At 70.1% G+C, this 21,212-nt stretch carries 20 protein-coding genes, 1 tRNA gene and 1 pseudogene; 12 read left to right on the plus strand and 10 right to left on the minus strand.

The window, feature by feature from the left end:
* Positions 1-115 precede the first annotated feature (115 nt).
* A complete protein-coding gene (locus ACTWPW_RS23185; RefSeq protein ID WP_443169882.1) occupies positions 116-1,057 on the plus strand; it encodes an ROK family protein in 942 nt (313 codons plus the stop codon).
* Positions 1,058-1,074: 17 nt separating this feature from the next.
* Positions 1,075-1,146 (plus strand) — tRNA-Val (locus ACTWPW_RS23190).
* A 197-nt stretch (positions 1,147-1,343) separates the two neighbouring features.
* On the opposite strand, the gene ACTWPW_RS23195 is transcribed toward ACTWPW_RS23190, so the two are convergent.
* Complete coding sequence (locus tag ACTWPW_RS23195; protein WP_443169883.1) at positions 1,344-2,786, minus strand: ATP-binding protein; 1,443 nt, start codon at positions 2,784-2,786, stop codon at positions 1,344-1,346.
* Positions 2,787-4,288: 1,502 nt separating this feature from the next.
* Positions 4,289-5,293 carry a hypothetical protein gene (locus ACTWPW_RS23200; protein WP_443169884.1) on the minus strand — a complete coding sequence of 335 codons (1,005 nt, stop codon included), beginning with the start codon at positions 5,291-5,293 and terminating at the stop codon, positions 4,289-4,291.
* Between the two features lie 98 nt (positions 5,294-5,391).
* Between ACTWPW_RS23200 and ACTWPW_RS23205 the strand changes: the two genes are divergently transcribed.
* Together ACTWPW_RS23205 and ACTWPW_RS23210 are read left to right on the plus strand one after the other, a co-directional pair.
* Positions 5,392-6,360 (plus strand): TetR/AcrR family transcriptional regulator C-terminal domain-containing protein, encoded by a 969-nt coding sequence (locus tag ACTWPW_RS23205; protein WP_443169885.1) that lies wholly within the window; start codon positions 5,392-5,394, stop codon positions 6,358-6,360.
* The gene (locus ACTWPW_RS23210; RefSeq protein WP_443169886.1) at positions 6,357-6,587 is read left to right on the plus strand and encodes a hypothetical protein; all 231 of its coding nucleotides are present in this window, start codon (positions 6,357-6,359) and stop codon (positions 6,585-6,587) included. Before ACTWPW_RS23205 ends, ACTWPW_RS23210 begins: the two co-directional genes overlap by 4 nt.
* Positions 6,588-6,592: 5 nt before the next feature.
* On the opposite strand, the gene ACTWPW_RS23215 is transcribed toward ACTWPW_RS23210, so the two are convergent.
* Positions 6,593-7,261 carry a maltokinase N-terminal cap-like domain-containing protein gene (locus ACTWPW_RS23215; protein WP_443169887.1) on the minus strand — a complete coding sequence of 223 codons (669 nt, stop codon included), beginning with the start codon at positions 7,259-7,261 and terminating at the stop codon, positions 6,593-6,595.
* Between the two features lie 77 nt (positions 7,262-7,338).
* Positions 7,339-8,106 carry a LysR family substrate-binding domain-containing protein gene (locus ACTWPW_RS23220; RefSeq protein ID WP_375115337.1) on the minus strand — a complete coding sequence of 256 codons (768 nt, stop codon included), beginning with the start codon at positions 8,104-8,106 and terminating at the stop codon, positions 7,339-7,341.
* 54 nt (positions 8,107-8,160) lie between these two features.
* Here ACTWPW_RS23220 and ACTWPW_RS23225 point away from each other — a divergent pair, with 54 nt between their 5' ends.
* The gene (locus tag ACTWPW_RS23225; protein ID WP_364125409.1) at positions 8,161-8,532 is read left to right on the plus strand and encodes a DUF5997 family protein; all 372 of its coding nucleotides are present in this window, start codon (positions 8,161-8,163) and stop codon (positions 8,530-8,532) included.
* A 161-nt stretch (positions 8,533-8,693) separates the two neighbouring features.
* Here the strand turns inward: ACTWPW_RS23225 and ACTWPW_RS23230 are convergent, their stop codons facing one another.
* On the minus strand, positions 8,694-9,851 hold the full coding sequence (locus tag ACTWPW_RS23230) for a hypothetical protein (RefSeq protein ID WP_375115336.1): 1,158 nt from the start codon (positions 9,849-9,851) through the stop codon (positions 8,694-8,696).
* A 302-nt stretch (positions 9,852-10,153) separates the two neighbouring features.
* On the opposite strand from ACTWPW_RS23230, the gene ACTWPW_RS23235 reads away from it, so the two are divergent.
* The gene (locus ACTWPW_RS23235) at positions 10,154-10,492 is read left to right on the plus strand and encodes a hypothetical protein (RefSeq protein ID WP_443169888.1); all 339 of its coding nucleotides are present in this window, start codon (positions 10,154-10,156) and stop codon (positions 10,490-10,492) included.
* Between the two features lie 223 nt (positions 10,493-10,715).
* Positions 10,716-10,880 (plus strand): hypothetical protein, encoded by a 165-nt coding sequence (locus tag ACTWPW_RS23240; protein WP_364125397.1) that lies wholly within the window; start codon positions 10,716-10,718, stop codon positions 10,878-10,880.
* A 51-nt stretch (positions 10,881-10,931) separates the two neighbouring features.
* Here the strand turns inward: ACTWPW_RS23240 and ACTWPW_RS23245 are convergent, their stop codons facing one another.
* Both ACTWPW_RS23245 and ACTWPW_RS23250 read right to left on the minus strand, forming a co-directional pair.
* Entirely contained in the window at positions 10,932-11,243 is a 312-nt protein-coding gene (locus ACTWPW_RS23245; protein ID WP_375115334.1) for a hypothetical protein, read from the minus strand.
* A gap of 79 nt (positions 11,244-11,322) precedes the next feature.
* Entirely contained in the window at positions 11,323-12,300 is a 978-nt protein-coding gene (locus tag ACTWPW_RS23250; RefSeq protein WP_375115333.1) for an aldo/keto reductase, read from the minus strand.
* 264 nt (positions 12,301-12,564) lie between these two features.
* Between ACTWPW_RS23250 and ACTWPW_RS23255 the strand changes: the two genes are divergently transcribed.
* Together ACTWPW_RS23255 and ACTWPW_RS23260 are read left to right on the plus strand one after the other, a co-directional pair.
* On the plus strand, positions 12,565-13,929 hold the full coding sequence (locus tag ACTWPW_RS23255) for a TROVE domain-containing protein (protein ID WP_443169889.1): 1,365 nt from the start codon (positions 12,565-12,567) through the stop codon (positions 13,927-13,929).
* Between the two features lie 21 nt (positions 13,930-13,950).
* A pseudogene (locus ACTWPW_RS23260) lies at positions 13,951-14,238 on the plus strand (hypothetical protein); the annotation flags it as partial.
* A gap of 97 nt (positions 14,239-14,335) precedes the next feature.
* Here ACTWPW_RS23260 and ACTWPW_RS23265 read toward each other — a convergent pair.
* Positions 14,336-15,889, minus strand: coding sequence for an aminotransferase-like domain-containing protein (locus ACTWPW_RS23265; RefSeq protein WP_443169890.1), 1,554 nt, complete (start codon positions 15,887-15,889; stop codon positions 14,336-14,338).
* Between the two features lie 92 nt (positions 15,890-15,981).
* Positions 15,982-17,904: a hypothetical protein gene (locus ACTWPW_RS23270; RefSeq protein WP_443169891.1), complete on the minus strand. Its 1,923-nt coding sequence runs from the start codon at positions 17,902-17,904 to the stop codon at positions 15,982-15,984.
* A gap of 118 nt (positions 17,905-18,022) precedes the next feature.
* Between ACTWPW_RS23270 and ACTWPW_RS23275 the strand changes: the two genes are divergently transcribed.
* The gene (locus ACTWPW_RS23275) at positions 18,023-18,499 is read left to right on the plus strand and encodes a GNAT family N-acetyltransferase (RefSeq protein ID WP_364125378.1); all 477 of its coding nucleotides are present in this window, start codon (positions 18,023-18,025) and stop codon (positions 18,497-18,499) included.
* Between the two features lie 57 nt (positions 18,500-18,556).
* Here the strand turns inward: ACTWPW_RS23275 and ACTWPW_RS23280 are convergent, their stop codons facing one another.
* A complete protein-coding gene (locus tag ACTWPW_RS23280) occupies positions 18,557-18,847 on the minus strand; it encodes a hypothetical protein (protein ID WP_375115329.1) in 291 nt (96 codons plus the stop codon).
* 203 nt (positions 18,848-19,050) lie between these two features.
* On the opposite strand from ACTWPW_RS23280, the gene ACTWPW_RS23285 reads away from it, so the two are divergent.
* Together ACTWPW_RS23285 and ACTWPW_RS23290 are read left to right on the plus strand one after the other, a co-directional pair.
* Complete coding sequence (locus tag ACTWPW_RS23285; protein ID WP_375115328.1) at positions 19,051-20,361, plus strand: MFS transporter; 1,311 nt, start codon at positions 19,051-19,053, stop codon at positions 20,359-20,361.
* Positions 20,348-21,212, plus strand: an 865-nt coding sequence (locus tag ACTWPW_RS23290) for a molybdopterin oxidoreductase family protein (protein ID WP_443169892.1), incomplete at its 3' end; no start/stop codon positions are given. The genes ACTWPW_RS23285 and ACTWPW_RS23290, both read left to right, overlap by 14 nt.

Here is a 21,212-nt window from a genome sequence, read left to right on the forward strand (position 1 = left end):
GCACTGGGGGCTCACCGGGGGTTTCGGGGCTTGGTGAGCGGCTGAGGCCGCCCGCTCTCCCACACCTTTCCCGGACATTTACTGAGCTGCGCTATCGTCTCCTATCGTGTCCGCAATGAGTTCGTTCGTCGTCGCGCTCGACGTCGGTGGCACGTCCATGAAGGGCGGCCTGGTCAGCGAGTCCGGCGCGGTGCTGCTGAGCGAGCGGCGCCCGACTCCCCGCACGGAGGGGCCGGACGCGGTCGTGGCCGCGATCTCCGACTTCATCAGCCACCTGGCCGCCTCGGGCGACGGCATCCCCGCCGGCGTCGGGCTGGCCGTGCCGGGGCTGGTGTCCGAGAACTCGGCCGTGTACGCGGCGAACCTGGGCTGGCGCGACGTCCCCGCCACCGACTTCACCACCCTGGACATCCCGGTGCTGCTGGGGCACGACGTACGCACGGGGGGCCTGGCCGAGAGCATCCTCGGCGCCGGCCGCGGCGTCTCCGACTTCCTCTTCCTCCCCATCGGCACGGGCATCGCCGGCGCCTCGATCATCCGCGGCGAGCCGTACGGCGGCGCCTCCGGCTGGGCCGGCGAGATCGGCCACACGCCGGTGTTCCCGGACGGGGAGCAGTGCGCGTGCGGCCAGTTCGGATGCCTGGAGACGTACGCGTCGGCGGCCTCGGTCGGGCGCCGCTACAGCCAGCGGGCCGGCCTGGACGGCGTCAAGGCCGAGCAGGTGGTGTCGTCGGACGACCCGATCGCCATAGAGGTCTGGGACGAGGCCGTGGAGGCGCTGTCGCTGGCGCTGGCCACGTACACGCTGCTGCTGGACCCCTCGGTGATCGTCCTGGGCGGCGGCCTGGCGGAAGCCGGCCCGGCCCTGTTCGACCCGGTGCGTACGCGCCTGATCAAGCGCCTGGCCTTCCGCGAGGCGCCACCGCTGATCCCGGCCGCCCTCGGGGTGGACGCCGGGATGCTCGGGGCGTCCCTGCTCGGCTGGCGCGCGGCGGGGCGGCCTGAGCTGGGGCCTGGGTGGGCGATGGATGTGCGATCGGGGCCCTTGGTGTCGTAAGGTGTAGTGCCGATCAGGGGCGGTTAGCTCAGCGGTAGAGCACTCGCCTTACAAGCGAGGGGTCACTGGTTCGAACCCAGTACCGCCCACCTGCGTCAAGAAGCTCCGAAGCGATCATGTTGCGGGGTTGTCGCGCTGTTGGCTCGCGCAAGCAGGCATGCGAATTTCGCTGTCATCGACGAGATTGGCCTGATCAGTCGCTGTTCGAACCTGGGGCAGTTGCTGGGGTCAGTGGTCATCTTGTCTCGCTGGGCGAACCGGCGTGCGAGGACATCAGCAGCCCCTGTTACTCCGAGAGCTTGCGGTAGGTTGTTGGCCGTCCTTGGCCCCCCAGTTGTTCGACGAGCCCCCTCGATCTCAGTTCGCGGAGTGCCTTGCGGATGTTGGGTGCGGACAGGTTCAGGTCTTGCTTGAGGTCGGCGACACTGCGCGTACCGGTCGCCAAGGCGTCGTAGACGCGTAGCTCCGTCTCGTTCAGGTCGTCGCCTGGGCGGATGACGGGAACCGCCTGCTGCCTTAGGACGACGGTGAATCGAATAGCGGCGTCGATGTAGTGCGCAGGTGGGAGCCCGGCCTCTGCCAGGGCATCACCCACGATCGGGATGCCGGTCGCCAGAGCCTCGATCACTCGCGCGCCTGCTTCTGGTGTGCGAGCGTGCTGGCAGATCGCCACGAGTCGCGCGTTGCGTGCGGAGGTGACGGCGTCCCGACCGAGCCGATCGACCGTGATGCCGTACAGGCCGCCCGGGTTGGAGACGATTAGCCGGTCACGGCGGAGCCGAACCTCGACGGCCATGCCAGCGGACCAATGATCGAGGTCGCGATGGAGAAGAGCGTTCGCGATGATCTCGCGAAATGCGATGTATGGATAGGCGGGCTGATCATGAACAGTCCCGTCCGGCGCTGACACGACGCTCGTGTCGAAGGTTCGCCGGGCCCAGCTCAGGGCCTCTTCCAGCATTCGTGGAATCGCCCCCGTGATCGTCGTCTGGTTCCGAGCCCGCGATCCTGCGGGATCGGTCGGCAATGGCTCCGCCGAAGCCTGGATGACGAAGCGCGGAAACCACTCCTGTGGATGAACCCCCAAAGCCAACAGCCCTGCGACGGTCGGAGTGCCGTCGGGCAGAGTCACTCCAGCACGCCGGAGCAACTCGGCATCGTCAGGGAAACGGCCCAGGCCGTGGGGATCCCGTTCGCGCACCGAACGTAGGAACGTTGTGACAAGGTCGCTGTCCAGGTCCTCGCGGGTCGCGCCTGTCACGGGCTGCCGGTCGAAGAGTGGTGGCTTCCGGGCGGCGAGGAATGCCTGCTCTTCCAGATCCGACAGTGGGAAGTCTCCGTCGTACCCCCGCATGTATGCCGTGCCCGACGCCGCGATCCGACACGGCTTGGCGGACGGATCGCATTCATGCACTCTGGCGACGATGACCGGTGCCGCATCCACTTCCGCATCGCTGATCGTGAGCTGGACCGGTGGCGAGAACGAGCGAGCTTTGTGAGCGAGGCCCTGCTTGAGAGCTTGCGGATCTGAAAGCTGCACCGGACGAAAGCCGGTGGCCTCGTCGAGGCCGAGGATGATCGTCCCGCCGCCTGGATGGTTTGCGAGCGCGCTCAGGGTTGAGGCGAGCGACTGCGGCAGCCCTCCTGCCGCCGACTTGACCTCGACATCGTCATAGTCGCCCCCGGTCGCTCGAAGACGCGCGACCAATTCGTTCACGTGCTGGCTCATAGGCCAAATGTAACCATGTGCTGGTTACATTTTCTCGGGGTCTGGTTACATTTCGGTCCTCTTCCGTTCGGCGCCCCAGACGCGTGGCGGCCGAGAGACCCGGCGTCGCGGAGTCGGCGGTCGGAGCATCGCGCGGCCTGGCGAACTCCTGATCGACGTGATACCGGGGTGTCCCATCCGGCGCCGCCGACGTCACGAGCCTTCTGAACGAGTGGCGGCCAGTCATCTCAAAGCCGCCGCCACCGCCGGCTCGCTGGGAGACGGCCTATCTGGAGCCCCGCCTCCTGTCAACGTCCCCGCTGAGTGACTATTTGCGTGGCAACGGCCCTGGACGAGCGAGCAGGGCTGAGGACTCGGGAGGAACGTTCTCACCGAGGTTAGATGCGGGTTACTGGTTCGAACCCAGCAACGCCCACCAGCAGAAAGTTCAAACTGAGTGACATGTTGAACGGCTATGCCTCGTCGTCCGCGCGATGACTGGCCGTATCTGCTGACGGTAGACCGTCTCCGCAACCACCGTGTTGGCGTGCCTGAGCAGGCACGAGATGTCCTCGATCGGGATGTCGCGATCCGAAAGCAGAGACACAAAGCTGTGTCGCAGTCTTGGAGGCGTTACGGGTGGAGAACACCGCCGTCCCAGGGCAAGCCCTAGAAGACCGGCCGCGGGGCCGCCTTCTCTCCGTCATGATCCTGGCGCCGGCGCGCGGCTGGGGCAGCCCCCGCGGCTGTCCCGCTGTCCCTTCGGGTGGGGCGACGGCATACGGGCAGACCAGGGCACATCCCTTGTGGCGCTTAGGCCTCAAAATCTAAGCTTCGGGTTGTTTGGAGTCTGGTCAGAGCGCCTTGGGGCCCGCAGCTCAAGGAGGGGTGGGTATGGAACCGCTCCCGGATACGTCTCGGAGCGTCAGAATCCCGTGATCCCACCCTCCTAGATCATCTTTGAGCGACAAGCTGAGTGACATCGAAGTCGCCCACCACAACATGACCATGCACATACTGGCCGGGGCTGCTCACGTGGCAGATCCTGAGGAACTCGCAGGCACCCGTTTCCGTTCTACGAACGGTTCGGCGTCCCGGCGCGATGCTCGCCTGAGATCACCTGACTACACGCTGGCGGGCGGTTCTCGTCACCTGGCTTCGAGGCGCGCGTAGGGGCATGGGTTCCGTCAGTTGGCGAGAGCCCCGGCGATCACGGTTCGGCGGGGCTCCTGCCGCGTCTCCTACTCGACGTGCAACTGCGTCCAGTGCGACGGTGTGCCCTGGTACATCACGTCGTCACAGTTGCAGCTTCCGCAGCCTGGGATCATTCGGTGCCTCCTCCATTGACCGATTGGGCCTTGTACTCAGAGTGACTGATTCATGCGCTTCCGTACATGCCAGAGTTTCGAATCCCCGCAGTGGATCTACGCCTTTGTGGCGCAGTCAGGGCCGGAAGCGGCCGGGGCTCGGTCTTCCGGCATGAGAGAATGCTTCGGCGTCGGCGCGCCGACCTCCTCGGCTGATCACCGGATCGCGATCCGGTCCCGGCCGGTGGATGGGGCGGGTGCCGTATCGATGCGGCGGCGGGCCGCTGCGAGGGCCAGGGCCGCCAGCAGCGTGGTCGCGAAGATCGTCACCGCGAGTGCGGTCCACGTGGCCGCGTCGGGGTGGATCAGGGCCTGACCGCGCAGCGCCTGCCACGCCGTGATGGCGAACAGCGCGGTGTATCCCAGGATGACGACCCCGGTCAGCTGGGCGCGTACGCGTTCGTGGCGGAGCCGGGTGATCCGGGTCGCGAGGGTGGTGAGGATGAGCACCGCCAGCACGAACACCTGGACGGAGTGCAGGCCGATGAAGTGCGGAACGCGCAGGTCGCCGCCCACGGTGCTCCAGTTCGTGATCGGCATGCCGCCACCGTCCGGCACGCCCACCCCGTGGCCCCCCACGAGTGACACCGGGTTGCCGTAGGCGTCCTTGGCCGTCCGGGGTCCGTTCGCCGAGGTCGACCCGGTGATGAAGGACGCCAGCGCCATGCCCAGGACGGCCAGCCCGATCCCGGCGCGCAGGGCCCAGGTGAGAGCCGCGTCACCGGTCCGCTGGAACAGCAGCATGACGGCGATGAGCAGGGTCGCTCCGAACAGCCCTATCACGCCCGTGGAGAAGACCAGCTGCCCGATCGCGTTGAACGCGTCGGTTTCGGCGTTGAAGTGGCTGTACGTGCCGCGGGCCGCCTGCACCACGATGAAGCCGACGTCGATCAGACCGGCGACGGCGAAGGCCGTTCCGAGGGTCCACATCGTGCGCCTTGCCTTGCGGAGCTGCGGCAGCATCCAGGCGAGCGTGGCGCCGTACATGACGAACGAGACCCCGAACTTCAACGGCTTCGCCCAGACCGACTGCTCCATGAGCTCGCGGCCGTCCGCGAAGAGACCGAAACCCGCGACGACGATGAGCGCCGACATCGCCGCCACCATGACCATCAACGGCCGGTGCCACAATCTGACTGCGTACGGTGTAACAAGTGTCATGCGTACAGCGTATGCGCGGTATTTCCGCTATACAGCTGGCTAACGCTATAAAGTGAACTAGTAGCCTGAAGAAGTGAACTAGTACACCAAGGGGCCTCATGCAGTCGTCGAGCCAGGATCCGCCTTACCGGCGCATAGTCGAAGAGCTCCGTGCCCGGATCCTCTCCGGCGACCTGCGGTCAGGCGCGCGGATGCCGTCCATCCGGCAGATCGCTCAGCGCTGGGGCGTCGCGATCGCGACCGCGACCAAGGTGATGGCGGCCCTACGCGACGAGGGGCTGGTCGTGGCGAGGGTCGGCGCCGGTACGGTGGTCGCCGCCCGCCCGGACCTCCAGCAGCCGGAACCACCTCCCAGGCAGGCACTGAACCGCGAGCACGTGCTCCGCACCGCCATCGAGATCGCCGACGCCGAGGGGCTCGGTGCCGTGTCCATGAGGCGGCTCGCGGCCGAACTCGGCGTCGGCCCGATGTCGCTCTACCGGCACGTGGCGAACAAGGACGAGCTGGTGACGCAGATGGTCGACCAGGTCTTCGGCGAATCGGAACTGCCCACCCCCGGGCCGGAGGGGTGGCGGGCCAAGCTCGAACTGGTCTCCCGCCGGCAATGGCAGCTGGGGCAGCGGCACATCTGGCTGCCCAGGGCCATCTCGTTCACCCGCCCGCTGCTCGTGCCCAACATGATGGCCCACACCGAGTGGACCCTGCGCGCGCTCGACGGGCTGGGGCTGTCCATGACGACACGGATACGAGAGGCACTCGCGCTGCACGCCCTGGTCGTCACCGTCGCCCTGTCCAGGGCCGACGAGGTCGAGGCGGAGCAGGAGACCGGTGTGACCCTCACGCGGTGGTGGCTCGAACAGCAGCACCGATCCGACGAACTCCTCGACAGTGGACGTTTTCCCCTGCTGGCCACGATTCCTGGGGAGGCGGTGTCAGATCTGGACGGCCTGTTCGAGTACAGCCTGGCCCGCCATCTCGACGGTTTCGCCGTACTGCTGCAGGAGCGGACGCCGGCGGGGCCCGTCCATGCACCAGGCGCCCCGCAGCCCTACGATCGCTCGCCATGAAGAACCGCGACATACTGCTCTGCTTCGTCGGGCTTGGCTTGCTCGCCCTCGTTGTCGCCGCGTTCACGTCTGGAGGCACTTCGGGCGTCACCTTCGCCCTCATCGGGGTTGCCTTCATGCTGGCGTCAGGGGTCATGGCGCTGGTGGAACGAAATGATCAGATGCATACGCCTCCGGCGGGGACTCGGCTCCCGGATGATCGGGAGAGCGGCCCTGGCCGTCCGTAGGGTGCCTAGGCGCGTGGGACGGTGCGCAAGACGGCGAACAGCCCTCGCGTGCGGGTGCCATCCGGCATGTGCCAGGAGCCGGCGACGTGGCCTATCGCGTCCGGTGGGAGGGCAGGCGTGTTGTCCGGGGCGCCAGGGCGCAGGAGCCGGTGCAGGCGGAGGGTCATACCCCGCGGTGCGGGCAGTTCGGTGCCCTCCTGGTCGTCGGTGGCGGTGGTGGTGAAGTCGGCGGGGGCGAGGCCGTCGCCGAGGCACGAGCGGGTGACCTCCCGGTCGGGGGTGTCGCTGGCGTTCTGGTCCTGGGCCTGGACCCGGCCCTCGATCAGGGCCTGCAACTGGGTGACCAGCACCGGGTCGTGACAGCCGTCGTAGGCCCAGCGCCGCCCCAGCACCCCGTGCTCCATGGTGCCGATCAGGGCGTGCTCCGCCCCGTCGAGCGGGGCACCGCGATAGGTGAGCGGCACCAGGTAGCCGGCCGGGTCAGCGCCGGAAGTGTCGGTGACCACCATGAACTCGATCCCGACCGCACCCTGCGGGTCGTCCAGCCGGAAGCCGCCGGCCTTGGCCAGTTCGGGTACATGCGCGCCGCCGGAGTACCACGGGCGGGAGGGCAGCCAGGCGGTGAGCAGTTCCAGCTTGGTCGGCTTCAGGGCGGTGTTGTGGATGACGGCCATGCCGAGGATTCTCTTCCGTCGAGCGGGTACGGTCCTCAGATCTTCCCATCTGCCGCGGAGCGGGTCGGGGCGGCAGGTCACCTCGGCCGGTTGCCCTTCCTCCTGCGGCTGGACGACGGCGCGGCCCGGCGGCCGGAGCCGTTCTGTGCGGGCTTTCGCGCCTGCCGCTGCGGCGGCTTCTCCCCAGGCTTCTTCCCAGGCTTCTCCGCCGGCTTCTCCGCAGGGGAAGCCGGGGTACGGCCTCGCGAGCTGTTCACCGTCCGGCCGCGGACGACGCCGATGAAATCCTCCACCAGGTCAGTGGTCGCGTCCGTGGGCCAGGCCAGCGCGACCTGGGACTGCGGCGCGTCAGCCACCGGGCGGTAGGTGAGGTCTCGGCGGTGGTGGAGGCGGGCCAGCGACTGCGGAACCAGGACGAGCCCGGTGCCGGCCGCCACCAGCTCGACCGCGGCCGCTGTGGTGGGCGGGCGGGTGAACGCGGGCAGCCCGGGCCGGGCCGTCCACTCGATGGTGTCGTCCAGGGGATGGAACACCTCGTCGTCGGTCAGGTCGGCGAAGGTCACCTCGTCGGCGGCCGTGACCGCGTGGTCCTTGGGCACCATGACCACCGTGGTCTCCACGTAGAGGGGGATCACGCTGAGTCCGTCCCGGTCGACCGGCAGCCTGACGAACGCGGCGTCGGCGCCGCCGTCCCGCAGGAGTGCCACCACCTCGGCGGCGGGAACCGTGACCAGGGTGATCGGCACGTCGGGCATCCTCTCGGTCCAGACGTTGACCCATTTCGCGGGTGTCACCCCGGGCACGTACGCCAGCCGGAACTCTCTGCCGGTCTCCCCATCAGTCACTTCCTCAGCGTACCGATGTCAGAGAACCCGTTCCGACTGACTACGCTTGGCGCTATGACCTCGTCCAAATCGAAGACCATCCAGACGATGAAGCCCGAGACCGCGGCCAAGAAGCTGGGTGTCCTTCTCTCGGCGACTCCCGCCGAGTTCCAGGCGGGTGTCGTCTCCAGGGACGAGCTGAACGAGCTGCAGGCGACGCCGCCCGCGTGGCTCACCGACCTGCGCCGTAACGGCCCGCACCCCAAGCAGGTCATCGCCGCGAAGCTCGGGGTCTCCATCTCCGGCCTGATCAGAGGCGGGATCACCGAACCGCTCACCACCGCTGAGATCGACGCGCTGAAGGCGGAGAACCCGGCCTGGCTGGAGCGCGAGCGGGCCGTCCAGGCGGAGAACCGCAAGGAAGCGCTCCGCCTCAAGCAACGCTAGACAGCTGAGCTGCCGCACACCTCCGACCCGCCGCTCCGAGCGCTCCCCATGGCGTCCCTGTGGACACTCGGATCCGTGACCGAAGGCGGGGGCCGTTCAGGCCGCGTGACTGTCGGCATTGGGAAGCGCTTGCCAGGGCTTTGCTTTCGCGGCCTGATCAACTACAGGGCGGGTCGCTGCTTCTCGACGCGGAGCTTGCCGGGCACCATGTGTGCGCCCAGGTCCAGCGGGAGATGTTCGAGCCGGGCGGACCTGCCTGTCCGGACGTTGACCGCGTAATAGCCGAACGAGCCGACGGATTCCGGCGTATCGGCCTGGACGAGGAACTCGTCGTCGTCGAGCCAGCCGTACGCGATGGCGTCGCTCGGCTCCGAGAGGAGCCGGAGTCCGAGCTTGCGCTTGACCTTGCCGGTCCCGGCGTCCCGGAGGACGAGGTGTTCCTGGCCGTCCTCGCCGTAGGTGGCGAGCACCTCGGCCGTCCGGCGGCCGTCCGGGGAAAGGGAGCCGGTGAATTCCCCGCCGGTCCATTCACCGATGGTGGCGCCCTGGCGGTTCAGCAGGGTCATGGTACGGCCGGCCGGGTCGTCCTCTCCGGCGTCAAGACAAACGCGGTGGGCGGCTGTCGCGGTGGCGGCCCGGCTCAGGCCGAGTACGCCGCAGAAGCCGGGGAAAGTGGCGGTTCGGGCGGTGGCGAATTCGGTGAGGAGGAGCCGGGGTCGCGCGCCGGTGAACGCGACCGCGAAGAAGCGGCCGTCGGGTGAGATTTCCACGCCGCTCACGTCTGCGAGCGCTTTCGCGTCCAGCCGGGGCGAGATGGCCGCGCGTTGTCCGGTGCGCAGGTCCCACGCGACGTAGCGCATCCACGACTTGCTGAAGTACGCGATGAAGTGGCCATCAGGGGTGACGGCGAGTCGTACAGTTTGCCGGCGCCGATCGGCGTCCACCTGGAATTGGCTGACGGCGTCGGGGAGCTGGACATCGCTTGAGCATTCGTTTGGCTCGGCGTCGGCGCCGCTGCAGCCGGCGCCATAGGTGATGTCCAGGTCCTGTCTTCCCTCGCCCAGCGTGTAGTTGACGTGCAGTCGCCATTCGCTGCACGTGATGATGGCGGGTTCGGCACTCTCCTCCGGTGCCGCGGTGAGGTCGTTGTGGCAGTCGGTATTCTCCGGAATGAATGCGTACTGAACCGGTGGGTCGAACGGGCCCGGATTCCATTCCGGTGCCGCGCTCGGCGGCTCGTCGTCGTGGCCCAGATAGAAGGCTCCCGCGGACAGCAGTATGCAGGCGAGAAGGAACGCGAACAGCCGAGTCCGTCGCATCGCCGAGCCCCCCGTCGCCCCGTTTGGAATCCCGAAAGGAGCTTAGGCCGTACCCGGTATCAGAGCGATAGCGATGGGGGTTTTGGCGGGAGGTCCGCGGCTATTGATGTGCGTTTCCGTAGCTTGGATGAATGGCCTTGCCGGTTCGGTGCGGGTCGCGTTGACGGGGCCTCACCTGGCGGGTCTGAGCTGGCGGGGGATAGTTCTGTAACTTAGAGTTACTTTACATGTGCGATGCGTAGTAGCGTCCGGGGGTGCGAGGGAAGCAGTTCAAGAGACGCGCGGAAAGGGCGGATCGCTCGATGGAGAGGTTGCGCATCGTCAGATCGTCGCTCGCCGTACTGGCGGGGGTCGTCACGGCCGGTGGGTTGCTGCTGGGGGCGGGCGGGCCCGCCTCGGCGGCCGGGGCGGTCGCCGGGCGCGCCGCCGCTGCCGGGACGGCTCCCGGGTGCGTCGCGCGGGTGGTGGACGAGCAGCCGCACGGCCTGATCGTGTGGCTGCGGAACGAGTGCGGCAGGACCGTGCGGGTCAAGGTCGTCATCAGCTGGGGGCCCGACGGTCCCTGCGCGACGCTCGCCCACGGCAGCTCGCGCGAATGGACGTTCAAGGTGGGGTCGTACGACAAGACGGTCACCTGCTGAAACGTGTCACCTCGCGGCCCCGTACCTCTATGGGCGGGGCCGCTCGGGGGTCGGCGGGTGTGTCGCCAGCGATCGCCGGACTCGGAGTGATCAGCCTGCTGGCCGGGCGATCGGGCCGGGCCGGATTGAGTAGGGGGTACTCATGACCCTCGTCACGCCGGGGGCGACTCTGGTGGGGCGGGCGCGCAGGCGCCACATTGCTGGTCACCCTGGGGGGAAAGTCATGGCGGACACGACTAAGCAGGACAACTGGCGGCACTGCCGCAAGTGCTTCGGTCTCTGGTGGAACGGGGCCCCGACGAACGGGGTCTGCCCCGCCGGAGGGTCGCACGACGGGGGCGGTAGCTGGAACTTCTACCTGCCGGCCAACCCGCAGCAGAGCCTGTAGGGCCGAGCCCCGCCCGTCCCCTGGTGGGGGCGGGCGGTGTTTTGTCGGTGGTCAGCCTCGGGTCTCGACCCAGATGTTGACCGTCGTGTGCGGGGTGATGCCCGTGTAGGAGACCGTGCCGACGGGCTGCCACGGGCCCTCGATCGGGATCAGGCCGACCTCCGGCAGGAAGTGCCGTTGCAGAACGCGGATCCGGTGCTCGCCGGTGCCCGAGGTGCACAGGCTCCACGCCCCGCGGGTCTGGGTGTCGAGTTGTGCGGTGCAGCCGGTGGGCGTGGCGGCGGCGCTGGGGGCGGCGACGGCCAGCAGGGCAGAGGTCAGGAGGGCCGAGGTGGCGCCGGCCGCCCATTTTCTCGCGTGCATGATGGCTCCTTGGGGGGAAGGGTGGAGCTGGCGAGAATGCTTAGGAAAGTTTCCTAAGCATAGGCGGCGGCGTCAATGGTCACCAGCGGTCGTGGACCTGGGGCCGGATCAGGTCGTCGTAGACGGCGCGCACCGCGTCCAGGGTGGCGGCGTCCAGCGGCGGCACCGAGGCGGCGCTGCTGTTGGCCGCGGCCTGGGCCGGGTTGCGGGCCCCGGGGATCACGACCGAGACGCCCTCCTGGTCGAGGATCCAGCGCAGCGCGAACTGGGCCATGGTGAGACCCGCGGGCACCAGGGGAGCCAGGCGGCGGACCGCCTCCAGGCCCGTGGCGAAGTCCACGCCCGAGAACGTCTCCCCGACGTCGAACGCCTCACCCTGCCGGTTGTAGTTGCGGTGGTCGTCGGCCGCGAACGTCGTGTGCTCGTCGTACTTGCCGGACAGCAGGCCGCTGGCCAGCGGGACCCGGGCGATGATGCCCACCCCGGCGGCGCGGGCGGCCGGCAGGACCCGCTCCAGCGGCTTGAGCCGGAACGCGTTGAGGATGATCTGCACGGTCGCCACGCCCGGCCGGGCGATGGCGGTCAGGGCCTCCTCGCAGGTCTCGACGCTGACGCCGTACGCGGCGATCTTCTTCTCCGCGACCAGCGTGTCCAGGGCGTCGAACACGGCGTCCGTCGAGTAGACCAGCGTCGGGGGGCAGTGGAGCTGGACCAGGTCGATGGTGTCCACGCCGAGGTTCCGCCGGGAGCGCTCGTTCCAGGCCCGGAAGTTGGACATCACGTAGTTGGCGGGGATCTGCTCCATCCGGCGGCCCATCTTGGTGGCCACGGTGAGCTCCGGGCGGTCCTTGGCGAAGCGGCCGACGATCTGCTCGCTGCGCCCGTCGCCGTACACGTCGGCGGTGTCGATGAAGGTGACGCCCCCGTCCACCGCCGCCTGGAGGGTGGCGACGGCCTCGTCCTCCGTCACCTGGCCCCAGTCGGCGCCGAGTTGCCAGGCGCCGAGGCCGACCACGCCGACTCGGCGCCCGGTACGTCCCAAAACGCGCTCTTCCATGGGTGTCAACCTTTCTCGTACGTGACCAGCACCAGTGTGCCGTGCGCAGGGAAAACCAGGTGTGGCCGGGGTCATCCCTTCAGTACCGTCGGCAGGGGCGCGGGTCGAAGCCCGTCGGTCATGGGATCAGTGGGTCGCGGGTTCGAGTCCCGCCGTCACGGTGGCCCCGGCGTCGCCGGACGTAGCTCAGATGGCAGAGCAACCGAAGAAAGCCGGTGGGCGATCCCACATCCGCGCCCCTCGATCCACGTGAAGGAGGTCCTCGTGGCCCGTGATCCGCTCGCTTCCGTGTCGGCCCTCTCCACCCCGCAGCGCGTGCGCATGCCGGGGCGAGCGGACCAGGTGCCCAACGCCGAGGGCGGCTACGTCTTCCCGAAGGACCTGTGGACGAAGCTGACGGACTTCCTGATCCTCGGCACCACGGGCGGCACCTACTACGTGCACAAGTGGGAGCTGACCAGGAAGAACACCAGCGTGCTGGACGAGGCGATCGACGCGGACGGCCCGCGGGTCGTCGGGCTGCTCACCGAGATCTCCACCGCGCGGCCGCCGCGGGCCCCCAAGCCGCGGCCGGTGCTGTTCGCGCTGGCGGCGGCGTACGCCATGGGCGACGAGGGCACGCGCCGCGCCGCCAAGGCGGCGCTGCCGAAGGTGGCGCGCACCACCGACCATCTCGCCCAGTTCTTCGGCTACTACAAGAACCTCGGCGGCAAGCCCACGGCGCAGGGCGTGTCGATGGTCAGCGGGCGGTCGCTGCGGACCGCGCTCGGGTCGTGGTTCCTGGAGGGGACCGCGGACGACGTGGCGTTCAAGGCGTGCAAGGCGGCCCAGCGCCGGACGCCCCAGGGCGAGAGCTTCTCGCTGCGGGACGTGCTGCGCGTCGCGCACCCGGTGCCGGACGACGAGCAGCGCGCGGTGCTGTTCGGGTGGATCGCCGGGAACGTGCCCGACGAGTCGGCGCGGGAGGTCCTGCCGGCGGTGGACCGGTTCCTCACCGCCAAGGCCGTCACCAGCGCGGACGAGGCCGTGACCGTGGTGCGCGAGCGGAAGGTGCCGTGGGAGTTCCTGCCGGACGCGGTGCTCGGCGAGAGCCGAGTCTGGCAGGAGCTCGTCGACACCGTCGGGATGACGGCGCTGCTGCGCAACCTCGCGCGGATGACCCGTATCGGGGCGTTCGACCGGGCAGGCGGGGCGACGCGCCGGGCCGTGGCGCGGCTGACCGACCGCGACGCGCTGGCCAGGGCGCGCATCCACCCGATGGAGGTGTTCCTCGCGCTGCGCGTGTACGGCTCGGGGCAGGCCCAGCCGCACCCGCACGCCGAGATCCAGCGCTGGCACCCGCTGCCGGCCATCAGTGACGCCCTGGAGGAGGCGTACGAGCTGTCGTTCGGCAACGTCGCGCCCACGGGCAAGCGGCTGCTCGTCGCCGTCGACTCCTCGGGCTCCATGAGCTACGACCGGGTCCACCTGGGCGGCTCGCCGGTGGGCAGCGCGTACGAGGTCGCGTGCGCGATGGCGGTCATGCTGGCCAGGATCGAGCGGGGCGGCGTCCACGTCATCGACGTCGACACCTTCGTGCACGCCTCGAAGGTGACCCCGCGCACCAACCTGCGCGAGATCGCCTCCTGACGGCCCTCGGGCGGCGGCACCGACCTGTCGCTGCCCTTCACGTGGGCGCTGGGCGAGCGGATGGAGGTGGACGGCGTCGTCGTGCTGACCGACAACGAGACCTGGGCCGGGCGCTCGCACCCGGCGCAGGCGCTCGAGGCGTACCGAAGGGCGCTCAACCCGCAGGTCAACGTCGTGATCGCGGCGATGACGGCGGCCGGCTACACGGTCGGCGACCCGCAGGACGAGCGGGTGCTCAACGTGGTCGGGCTCGACGCGTCGCTGCCGATGATCGTCAACGCCTTCGTGCGGGGCGAGTCCGAGGGGTGACCGGCCCGGCTCGGCGGGGGGTGGCTCTCGTGTGAGCCGGGCCCGATCCGAGCGGCAGCCGCCTGGCGCGGAACCCGGCGGCGACGTCCGCGCCCCTCTACGCGGCCGTTCGGCGGGCCAGGCGGTGGTCGTCCAGCGTGCGCGTCATGGCGTGCAGTGCCCGGCACAGCGAGACCTCGTTCAGGTGGCCGTAGCTGAAGACGATCCCGTTGCCGGGGGCGCCGTCCGGGTGGTGGAAGGCGGCCAGCTCGGTCACCTGCACCCGCCGGGCCCGCAGCAGCCTGATCACGGACGTGGCCGGCAGGTCCGCCGGGAGCAGGAGCGTGGCCGCCGCGCCGGTGTGCGCGCCGAGCAGCCGGGTGCCCGGGTACGCCCCCAGGGCCTGGCGGACGATCGCCCGCCGGACGGCGTACAGGGTCGTCAGGTGCTCCGCCCGCCCGGCCACGCAGCCCGACGTGAGCAGGTCGGTCACCGCGAGCTGGCAGCTGAACGACGGCCCGGCGGACATGCCGTCCTCGATCTCCCCGGCCAGCCGCCGCGGCACCACCGCGAACGACAGCCGCAGCGTCGGCGTCAGGACGTCGCGGAACGAGCCCACCATGGCGGTCGACCACGCGTCCCCGAGGGCCAGGACGCTGGGGCGCGGGCCGAGCGCGGCGTTGAACAGGCCGTCGAAGGCGGGTTCGAGCACGAGGCCGCCGCTGTCACGTGCCCACGCGGCCAGGGCGCGGCGCCGTTCGACCGTCATCCGGGTGCCCAGCGGGGCGCCCCGCTCCGGCAGGACCGCCACGATGTCGCAGGAGCCGGGGATCCGGTCGGGGCGCGCGCCCGCGCCGTCCGTGGGCAGGGGCAGCACGGTCCCGAGCCGGCCGAGCGCCGCCCGTAACGCCGGCGGCGCGGGGTCCTCCAGCGCGATCACCGGGTCGGGGCCGCCCTGCGCGCGCAGGACCAGCTCCAGAGCGTCGCCCACGTCGGCCGTGACGATCACCTCGTGCCCGTCCAGCACGAGGCCGCGCGTGTCGCGCAGGTACGCGCCGATCGCGGCGCGCAGCGCGGGCAGCCCGGCGGGCGGCGCGTCGAGGGGAGGTGCCTGGCGGCCGGCACGCAGCCAGGCCGCCCGCCGGGCGGTCGACGGGAACCCCTGTGCACTGTGCCGGTCCGACCGCAGGTCGATGACTGCCTCACCGCCGCCCGCCGCGATCAGGCCCGCCGGCCGGCGGTGAGACGCATCGCGCGCGTGCGGGCGGGAGCCGGGCACCGGGTCCGGCGCGGGCGTGCCGGAGCGGCGGACCTGGTTGGGCGCGGGTGTGCCGGAGTGGCGGACCTGGTCCCGCGCGGGTGCGCCGGAGTGGCGGACCTGGTTCGGCACGGGTGCGTCGGAGTGGTGATCGGGGTCCGACACGTACGTGCCGGAGCCCCAGCGGCTGGAGATGTGCCCCTCGGCCAGCAGCCTCTCGTACGCCGCCAGCGCCACCCCGCGCGAGATCCCCAGCACCAGGGCCAGGGTGCGGGTGGACGGCATCCGGGTGCGGGGCGCGAGCCGCCCACGGGCGATGGCCGAGCGGAGCTGGGCGGCGAGCTGGTCCTGCAGCGGCTCCGGCACATCGCGCGCGAGCTGGATCGGCACGTCGAGCCTTTGCGGATGGCGCATGGAATGTCCCCCAGTGAAGGTACGCGGTGGAAGAACGGGAAAGCGGCCCCCTCACTGGAGGCGTGACATCCCGTTCCACCCGCGTTCCGCGGTCACCGCGGACGGTACGAGCAGCGCACCCCCGTCTGCACCGACCCCCGCAACTCCTCACCGATCACCTGGTCCACGGCCGCGATCCGGCCCAGCGCCCGCCTGATCGCCTTGCCGACCGCGATCCTGGCCCGCTCCTCGCTGCCCGCGAACGGCCGCGCCCGCCCGCCGATCCCGGTCGCGGCGGACAGCTCGGCCACCAGCCATTCGTGCTCCAGCCGCAGCGCCGAGGCCCGTTCGAGGTCGTTCAGCGACTCCAGCTCGTCGATCTCGGCCCGCAGCTGCGCCAGCCGCCGCCGGTAGGTCTCCCTGGCCTGGTCGTCGAGGACGGGCTGCGCCGACTCGCCCTCCCCTTCCGGCCGCCAGGTGCCCGCGGCCAGGTCGGAGGCGAGGATCTCGCGGCCGGGGTTGGCCACCAGCGTGGCCAGGTGCTGCATGCCGACGCTGTGGTCGACCAGCGCCAGCCGCCCGCCGAGCTCGACCTGCCAGTGCCGCCCGTGGCGGCGGAAGCGGCACGCGCCGTCCGCCGCGGACGCCCGCCCGACCACCGCCGGCAGCACCATGCCCAGCTCCCTGGCCTCCCGCGCGGCGCCGGCCTGCTCGGCGCGGGCCACCTCGTCGTGCGGCCCGTCGCGCAGCGCCAGCGCCTGCCCGAGCCGGCAGCGGGACAGCGCGGCGGCCGGCCAGTGGCCCAGCGCCAGGTTGTCGTGCACGGCCGCGCGCAGGTGTCCGACGGCCAGGTCCAGGTCGCCGGTGGTGAGCGCGGCCATGCCCAGCGAGTGCCGGACCGAGCCGAAGCAGGCCACGGCGAGGCTGGCCATCATCGGCAGGTGGGCGTGGGGGCTCAGCAGCGCGTACGCGCTCGCGGCGGTGTCGGCGTCCCGCAGCAGGTACGCGGTCTCCACGACGCAGTACATCGAGATCAGCCAGGTGCTGGAGCTGGGCAGGGCCGCCAGGTCCCGGCCGCGTAACCGGGCCAGGTGCCCGGCCGCCAGGCGCCGCTCGCCGGCCACGGCCGCCGCCAGCGCCAGGCCGGCCGCGTAGGAGTGGTCGATGGGGCTGAGCGTGGGGGAGCTGACCAGGTCGGACAGGACGGGCAGCAGCTCGGCGGCGCGGCCCTGGTACCAGCGGATGGCGCCGAGCTGGCCGCCGTACCAGCCGGTCGCGTCCATGTCGCCGGCCGCCACACCGCGCTCGAAGCACTCGCCGGCCTGCTTCTCCGCCTCGTCGAAGCGACCCGCGCGGATGGCGAGCATGACCTCGATGGCGCTGACCACGTAGCCGACCGCCAGGTGGGCGTGGCCGTCGAGCAGGCGGCGCAACTCCTCCAGGCAGCGCTCGGCGTGCGGGTCCGCGGCCAGGTAGAGGTCGACCGTGCGCCACAGCACCCCCATGAGCAGGTCGCCCCTGCGCCCGGTGACCGCCGCCTGGCCGATCAGCTCCCCGGCCAGCTCCAGCCGGAGCGCCCCGTGCTCGGGGCCGAGCAGGCAGTGGTGCGCCAGGCTCAGCGCCTCGGCCCGGGCCAGGTCGTCGCCCGAGCCCCTGGCCCGCGCCAGCAGGCGCATGATCTCCTCGTGCCCGCCGGCACGGTAGTCCTCCTCGCCCCTGAGCCGCAGCCGCAGCCGCAGCGCGAGCGAGGAGACCGGGTCGATCAGCGACAGCGCGTGCCGCTGCCGGGCGCGCACCATCTCCGACTCCGCGCACGTCCGGTGCTCGTGCACCCAGATCCCGCCCAGCCCCAGCGCCGCCCGCGCCAGCGCCGGCGGGTCGGCGCACGCCTCCGCGTACCGGTAGGCCGTGTCGAACCAGCGCCGCGCGGTCTGCAGGTCGCCGTTCACGAACAGCGCGCGCTCACCCAGCGTGAGGGCCAGCTTGAGATCCGCGCATGAGGGCGGGTGCACCCCCAGCCCCTGTGCAACGCTCACGATTCCGCTCCCCTGTCGGTTGTCTTGATTGAGCGCTTCAACTGTTCGTGGAATACCGTTCTAGGTATAGGACGTATTGCACACTGGGCAGGGTTCAGCGGCACGTACCCTGGCTCCCATGATTCGTCCTGCAACGCCCGCTGACGTGCCCGAGATCGTCAGCATGATCCGCGAGCTCGCCACGTACGAGAAGGCCGCCCACGAGGTGCGCGTGACCGAGGAGCAGCTGCGCGACACGCTCTTCCGCGACAATCCCGCCGCCTACGTCCACATCGCCGAGCAGGACGGCGAGGTGGTCGGCTTCACGCTGTGGTTCCTGACCTTCTCCACCTGGCGCGGCGTGCACGGCGTCTACATGGAGGACCTGTACGTACGCCCGCAGCACCGCGGCGGCGGCCACGGCGTCGCCCTGATGCGGCAGCTGGCCGAGATCTGCGCCGAGCGGGGATATCAGCGCCTGGAGTGGGCGGTCCTGACCTGGAACGAGCCGTCGATCCGCTTCTACGAGAAGCTCGGCGCGGTCAACCAGGACGACTGGTTCCGCTACCGGCTGACCGACGAGCCGCTGCTGCGCCTGGCCGAGCGCCGCGACTGACCGCACACACACGTCACGCAGGTCACGCACAGTGACGTGACCTGCGTGACATATCCGTTAAACGCCGGCGTGCGACCGCGAGCGTACGCGCTCCGCCTCGTCGAACATCCCCGTCCCCGACTCTTCGAGGTCACGGTGGGTCTCTTCCATGCGGAGCGCGATCCCGAGAGCGAAGAACGTGGGAGCCCACTCCCCGATGAAGATCCCCCACCGGTCGGCCCGGTCCAGCCCAGCCGACTCGGCGTTCCTCGACACGAACCAGCTCGCGCAGGACAGCGCGATGGACACCACCCCCGCGGTGTACATGTGGTTCGAGCGCACACCCATGTCATGCAGCTTTTTGATCATGTTTCCCCCCTTGCTGTGAGTGCTGTTACCCCAGGAAGGGCCTGGTAACCGATCATTACGAGCATGTTTCCGGCGTGACGCTTGTGCGTGGCTTGTTACCGAGGTGAATCACACGTAACGAACGCACAGCCACGCACGGTCAAAGTGCGTAACGAGCGCTTCCTACCTTGGAGATCCCCGGACGCCGAGCGTAGGAGAGGTCGATGGCGCGCTGGATCGCCGAGTGGCACCCCGATGACCCAGCCTTCTGGGAGAAGACAGGCAAGCGCGTCGCACGGCGCAACCTGATCTTCTCGATCTTTGCCGAACACCTCGGCTTCACCGTATGGACCTTGTGGAGCATCGTGGCGACCAAGATGGGGTCGTACGAGTTCACCACCGACCAGCTCTTCTGGCTGGTCGCCCTGCCGAACCTGATCGGCTCGGTCCTGCGGGTCCCCTACACGTTCGGGCCCGCGAAGTTCGGCGGGCGCAACTTCACCGTGGTCAGCGCGACGTTGCTGCTCATCCCGGCGGTGCTCCTCGGGGTGACGGTGAACAACCCGGACACGCCCTACTGGCTCTTCCTGGTGATCGCGGCGCTGGCCGGCGTCGGCGGCGGGAACTTCGCCTCCAGCATGGCCAACATCACCTACTTCTACCCCCGCAACAAGCAGGGGGTCGCGCTCGGCCTGAACGCCGCCGGCGGCAACGTCGGCGTCAGCTCGGTCCAGCTCGTCATGCCCCTGGTGATCGGCTCACTCGGCCTGGCCGCCGCCGGCTGGTTCTGGATCCCGCTCATCGTGGTCGCCGCCGCCTGCGCCTGGTTCTTCATGGACAACCTGACCAGCGCCAGGGCCAACCCCCGCGACCAGCTCGCGGTCGCCGGCAAGGCCCAGACCTGGATCATGTCGTTCCTCTACATCGGCACCTTCGGCTCGTTCATCGGCTACTCCACCGCCTTCCCGCTGCTGAGCAAGAGCCTCTTCCCCGACGCGCCCTTCGCGGTGGTGGCCTTCGTCGGCCCGCTGGTGGGGTCGCTGATCAGGCCGCTGGGCGGCCTGCTGGCCGACAGGCTCGGCGGCGCCCCGGTCACGCTGTGGAACTTCGCCGCGATGGGCGGCGGCGTGCTGCTGGTCTGGGCGGCGAGCACCTCCGGCAGCTTCTGGCTGTTCTTCCTGGCCTTCCAGCTGCTCTTCCTCACCGCCGGCATCGGCAACGGCTCCACCTACCGCATGATCCCGGCCATCTTCCAGGCCAAGGCGGTGGCCGAGCGCGGCGAGAGCGAGGAGGCCCTGCTGTACGGCAAGCGCCAGGCCTCGGCCGCCATCGGCATCATCTCGGCGGTCGGAGCGCTCGGCGGGTTCCTCATCAACCGCGCGTTCGGCATGTCGTTCGCCGCGGCCGGCACCCCGACCCCCGCCTTCCTCACCTTCGGCCTCTTCTACGTGTCCTGCTTCGCCCTGACCTGGTGGTGCTACACCCGCAAGGTCGGCGTCAACGTGGTGGCGAGCCTCGCCCATGCCCGGGTCTGATGTGGCGACGAAGACGCACTGCCCGTACTGCGCCCTGCAGTGCGGCATGGAGATAACCGCGGAGAAGGTCACGGAGACCGGCCGCGAGCTGACCATCAGCCCGCGCACCGACATCCCGGCCAACGCCTCGGGCGCGCTGTGCCAGAAGGGATGGACGGCGGGCGAGCTGCTCACCAACGGCGAGCGCCTGACCACCCCCCTCCTGCACGGCGAGCCCGTGGAATGGGACGTCGCGCTTGATTACGTGGCGTACCGGTTGTCCGCCATCCGCGCCGAGCACGGCCCCGACGCCGTGGCCGTGTTCGGCGGGGGTGGGCTGACCAACGAGAAGGCGTACACGCTGGGCAAGTTCGCCAGGGTCGCCCTCGGCACCAGCCAGATCGACTACAACGGCCGCTTCTGCATGTCCTCGGCCGCCGCCGCCTCCACCAGGGCGTTCGGCATGGACCGGGGCATGCCGTTCCCGATCACCGACCTGGACGACGCCGACGTCGTCATGCTGGCCGGCGGGAACGTGGCCGAGACCATGCCGCCCTTCGTCCGCCACCTGTCCGGGCCGCGCGTGATCGTCATCGACCCGCGCCGCACCCAGACGGCCAAGCTGGCCTGGCTGCACCTGCAGCCCACGCCCGGCACCGACCTGGCGCTGGCCCTCGGGATGCTGCACCTGGCCATCGCCGACGAGCTGGTGGACGAGGAGTACGTCGCCGCCAGGACCACCGGGTTCGACGAGGTACGCACCTCGCTGGCCTCCTGGTGGCCCGAGCGCGTCGAGCGGATCACCGGGGTACCCGTCCACCAGATGCGGCAGGCCGTCAGGGCGATGGCCGCGGTGGACAAGGCGTACATCC

Origin of the sequence: Nonomuraea sp. KM90 (assembly GCF_052246675.1) — a bacterium.
Lineage (GTDB): Bacteria > Actinomycetota > Actinomycetes > Streptosporangiales > Streptosporangiaceae > Nonomuraea.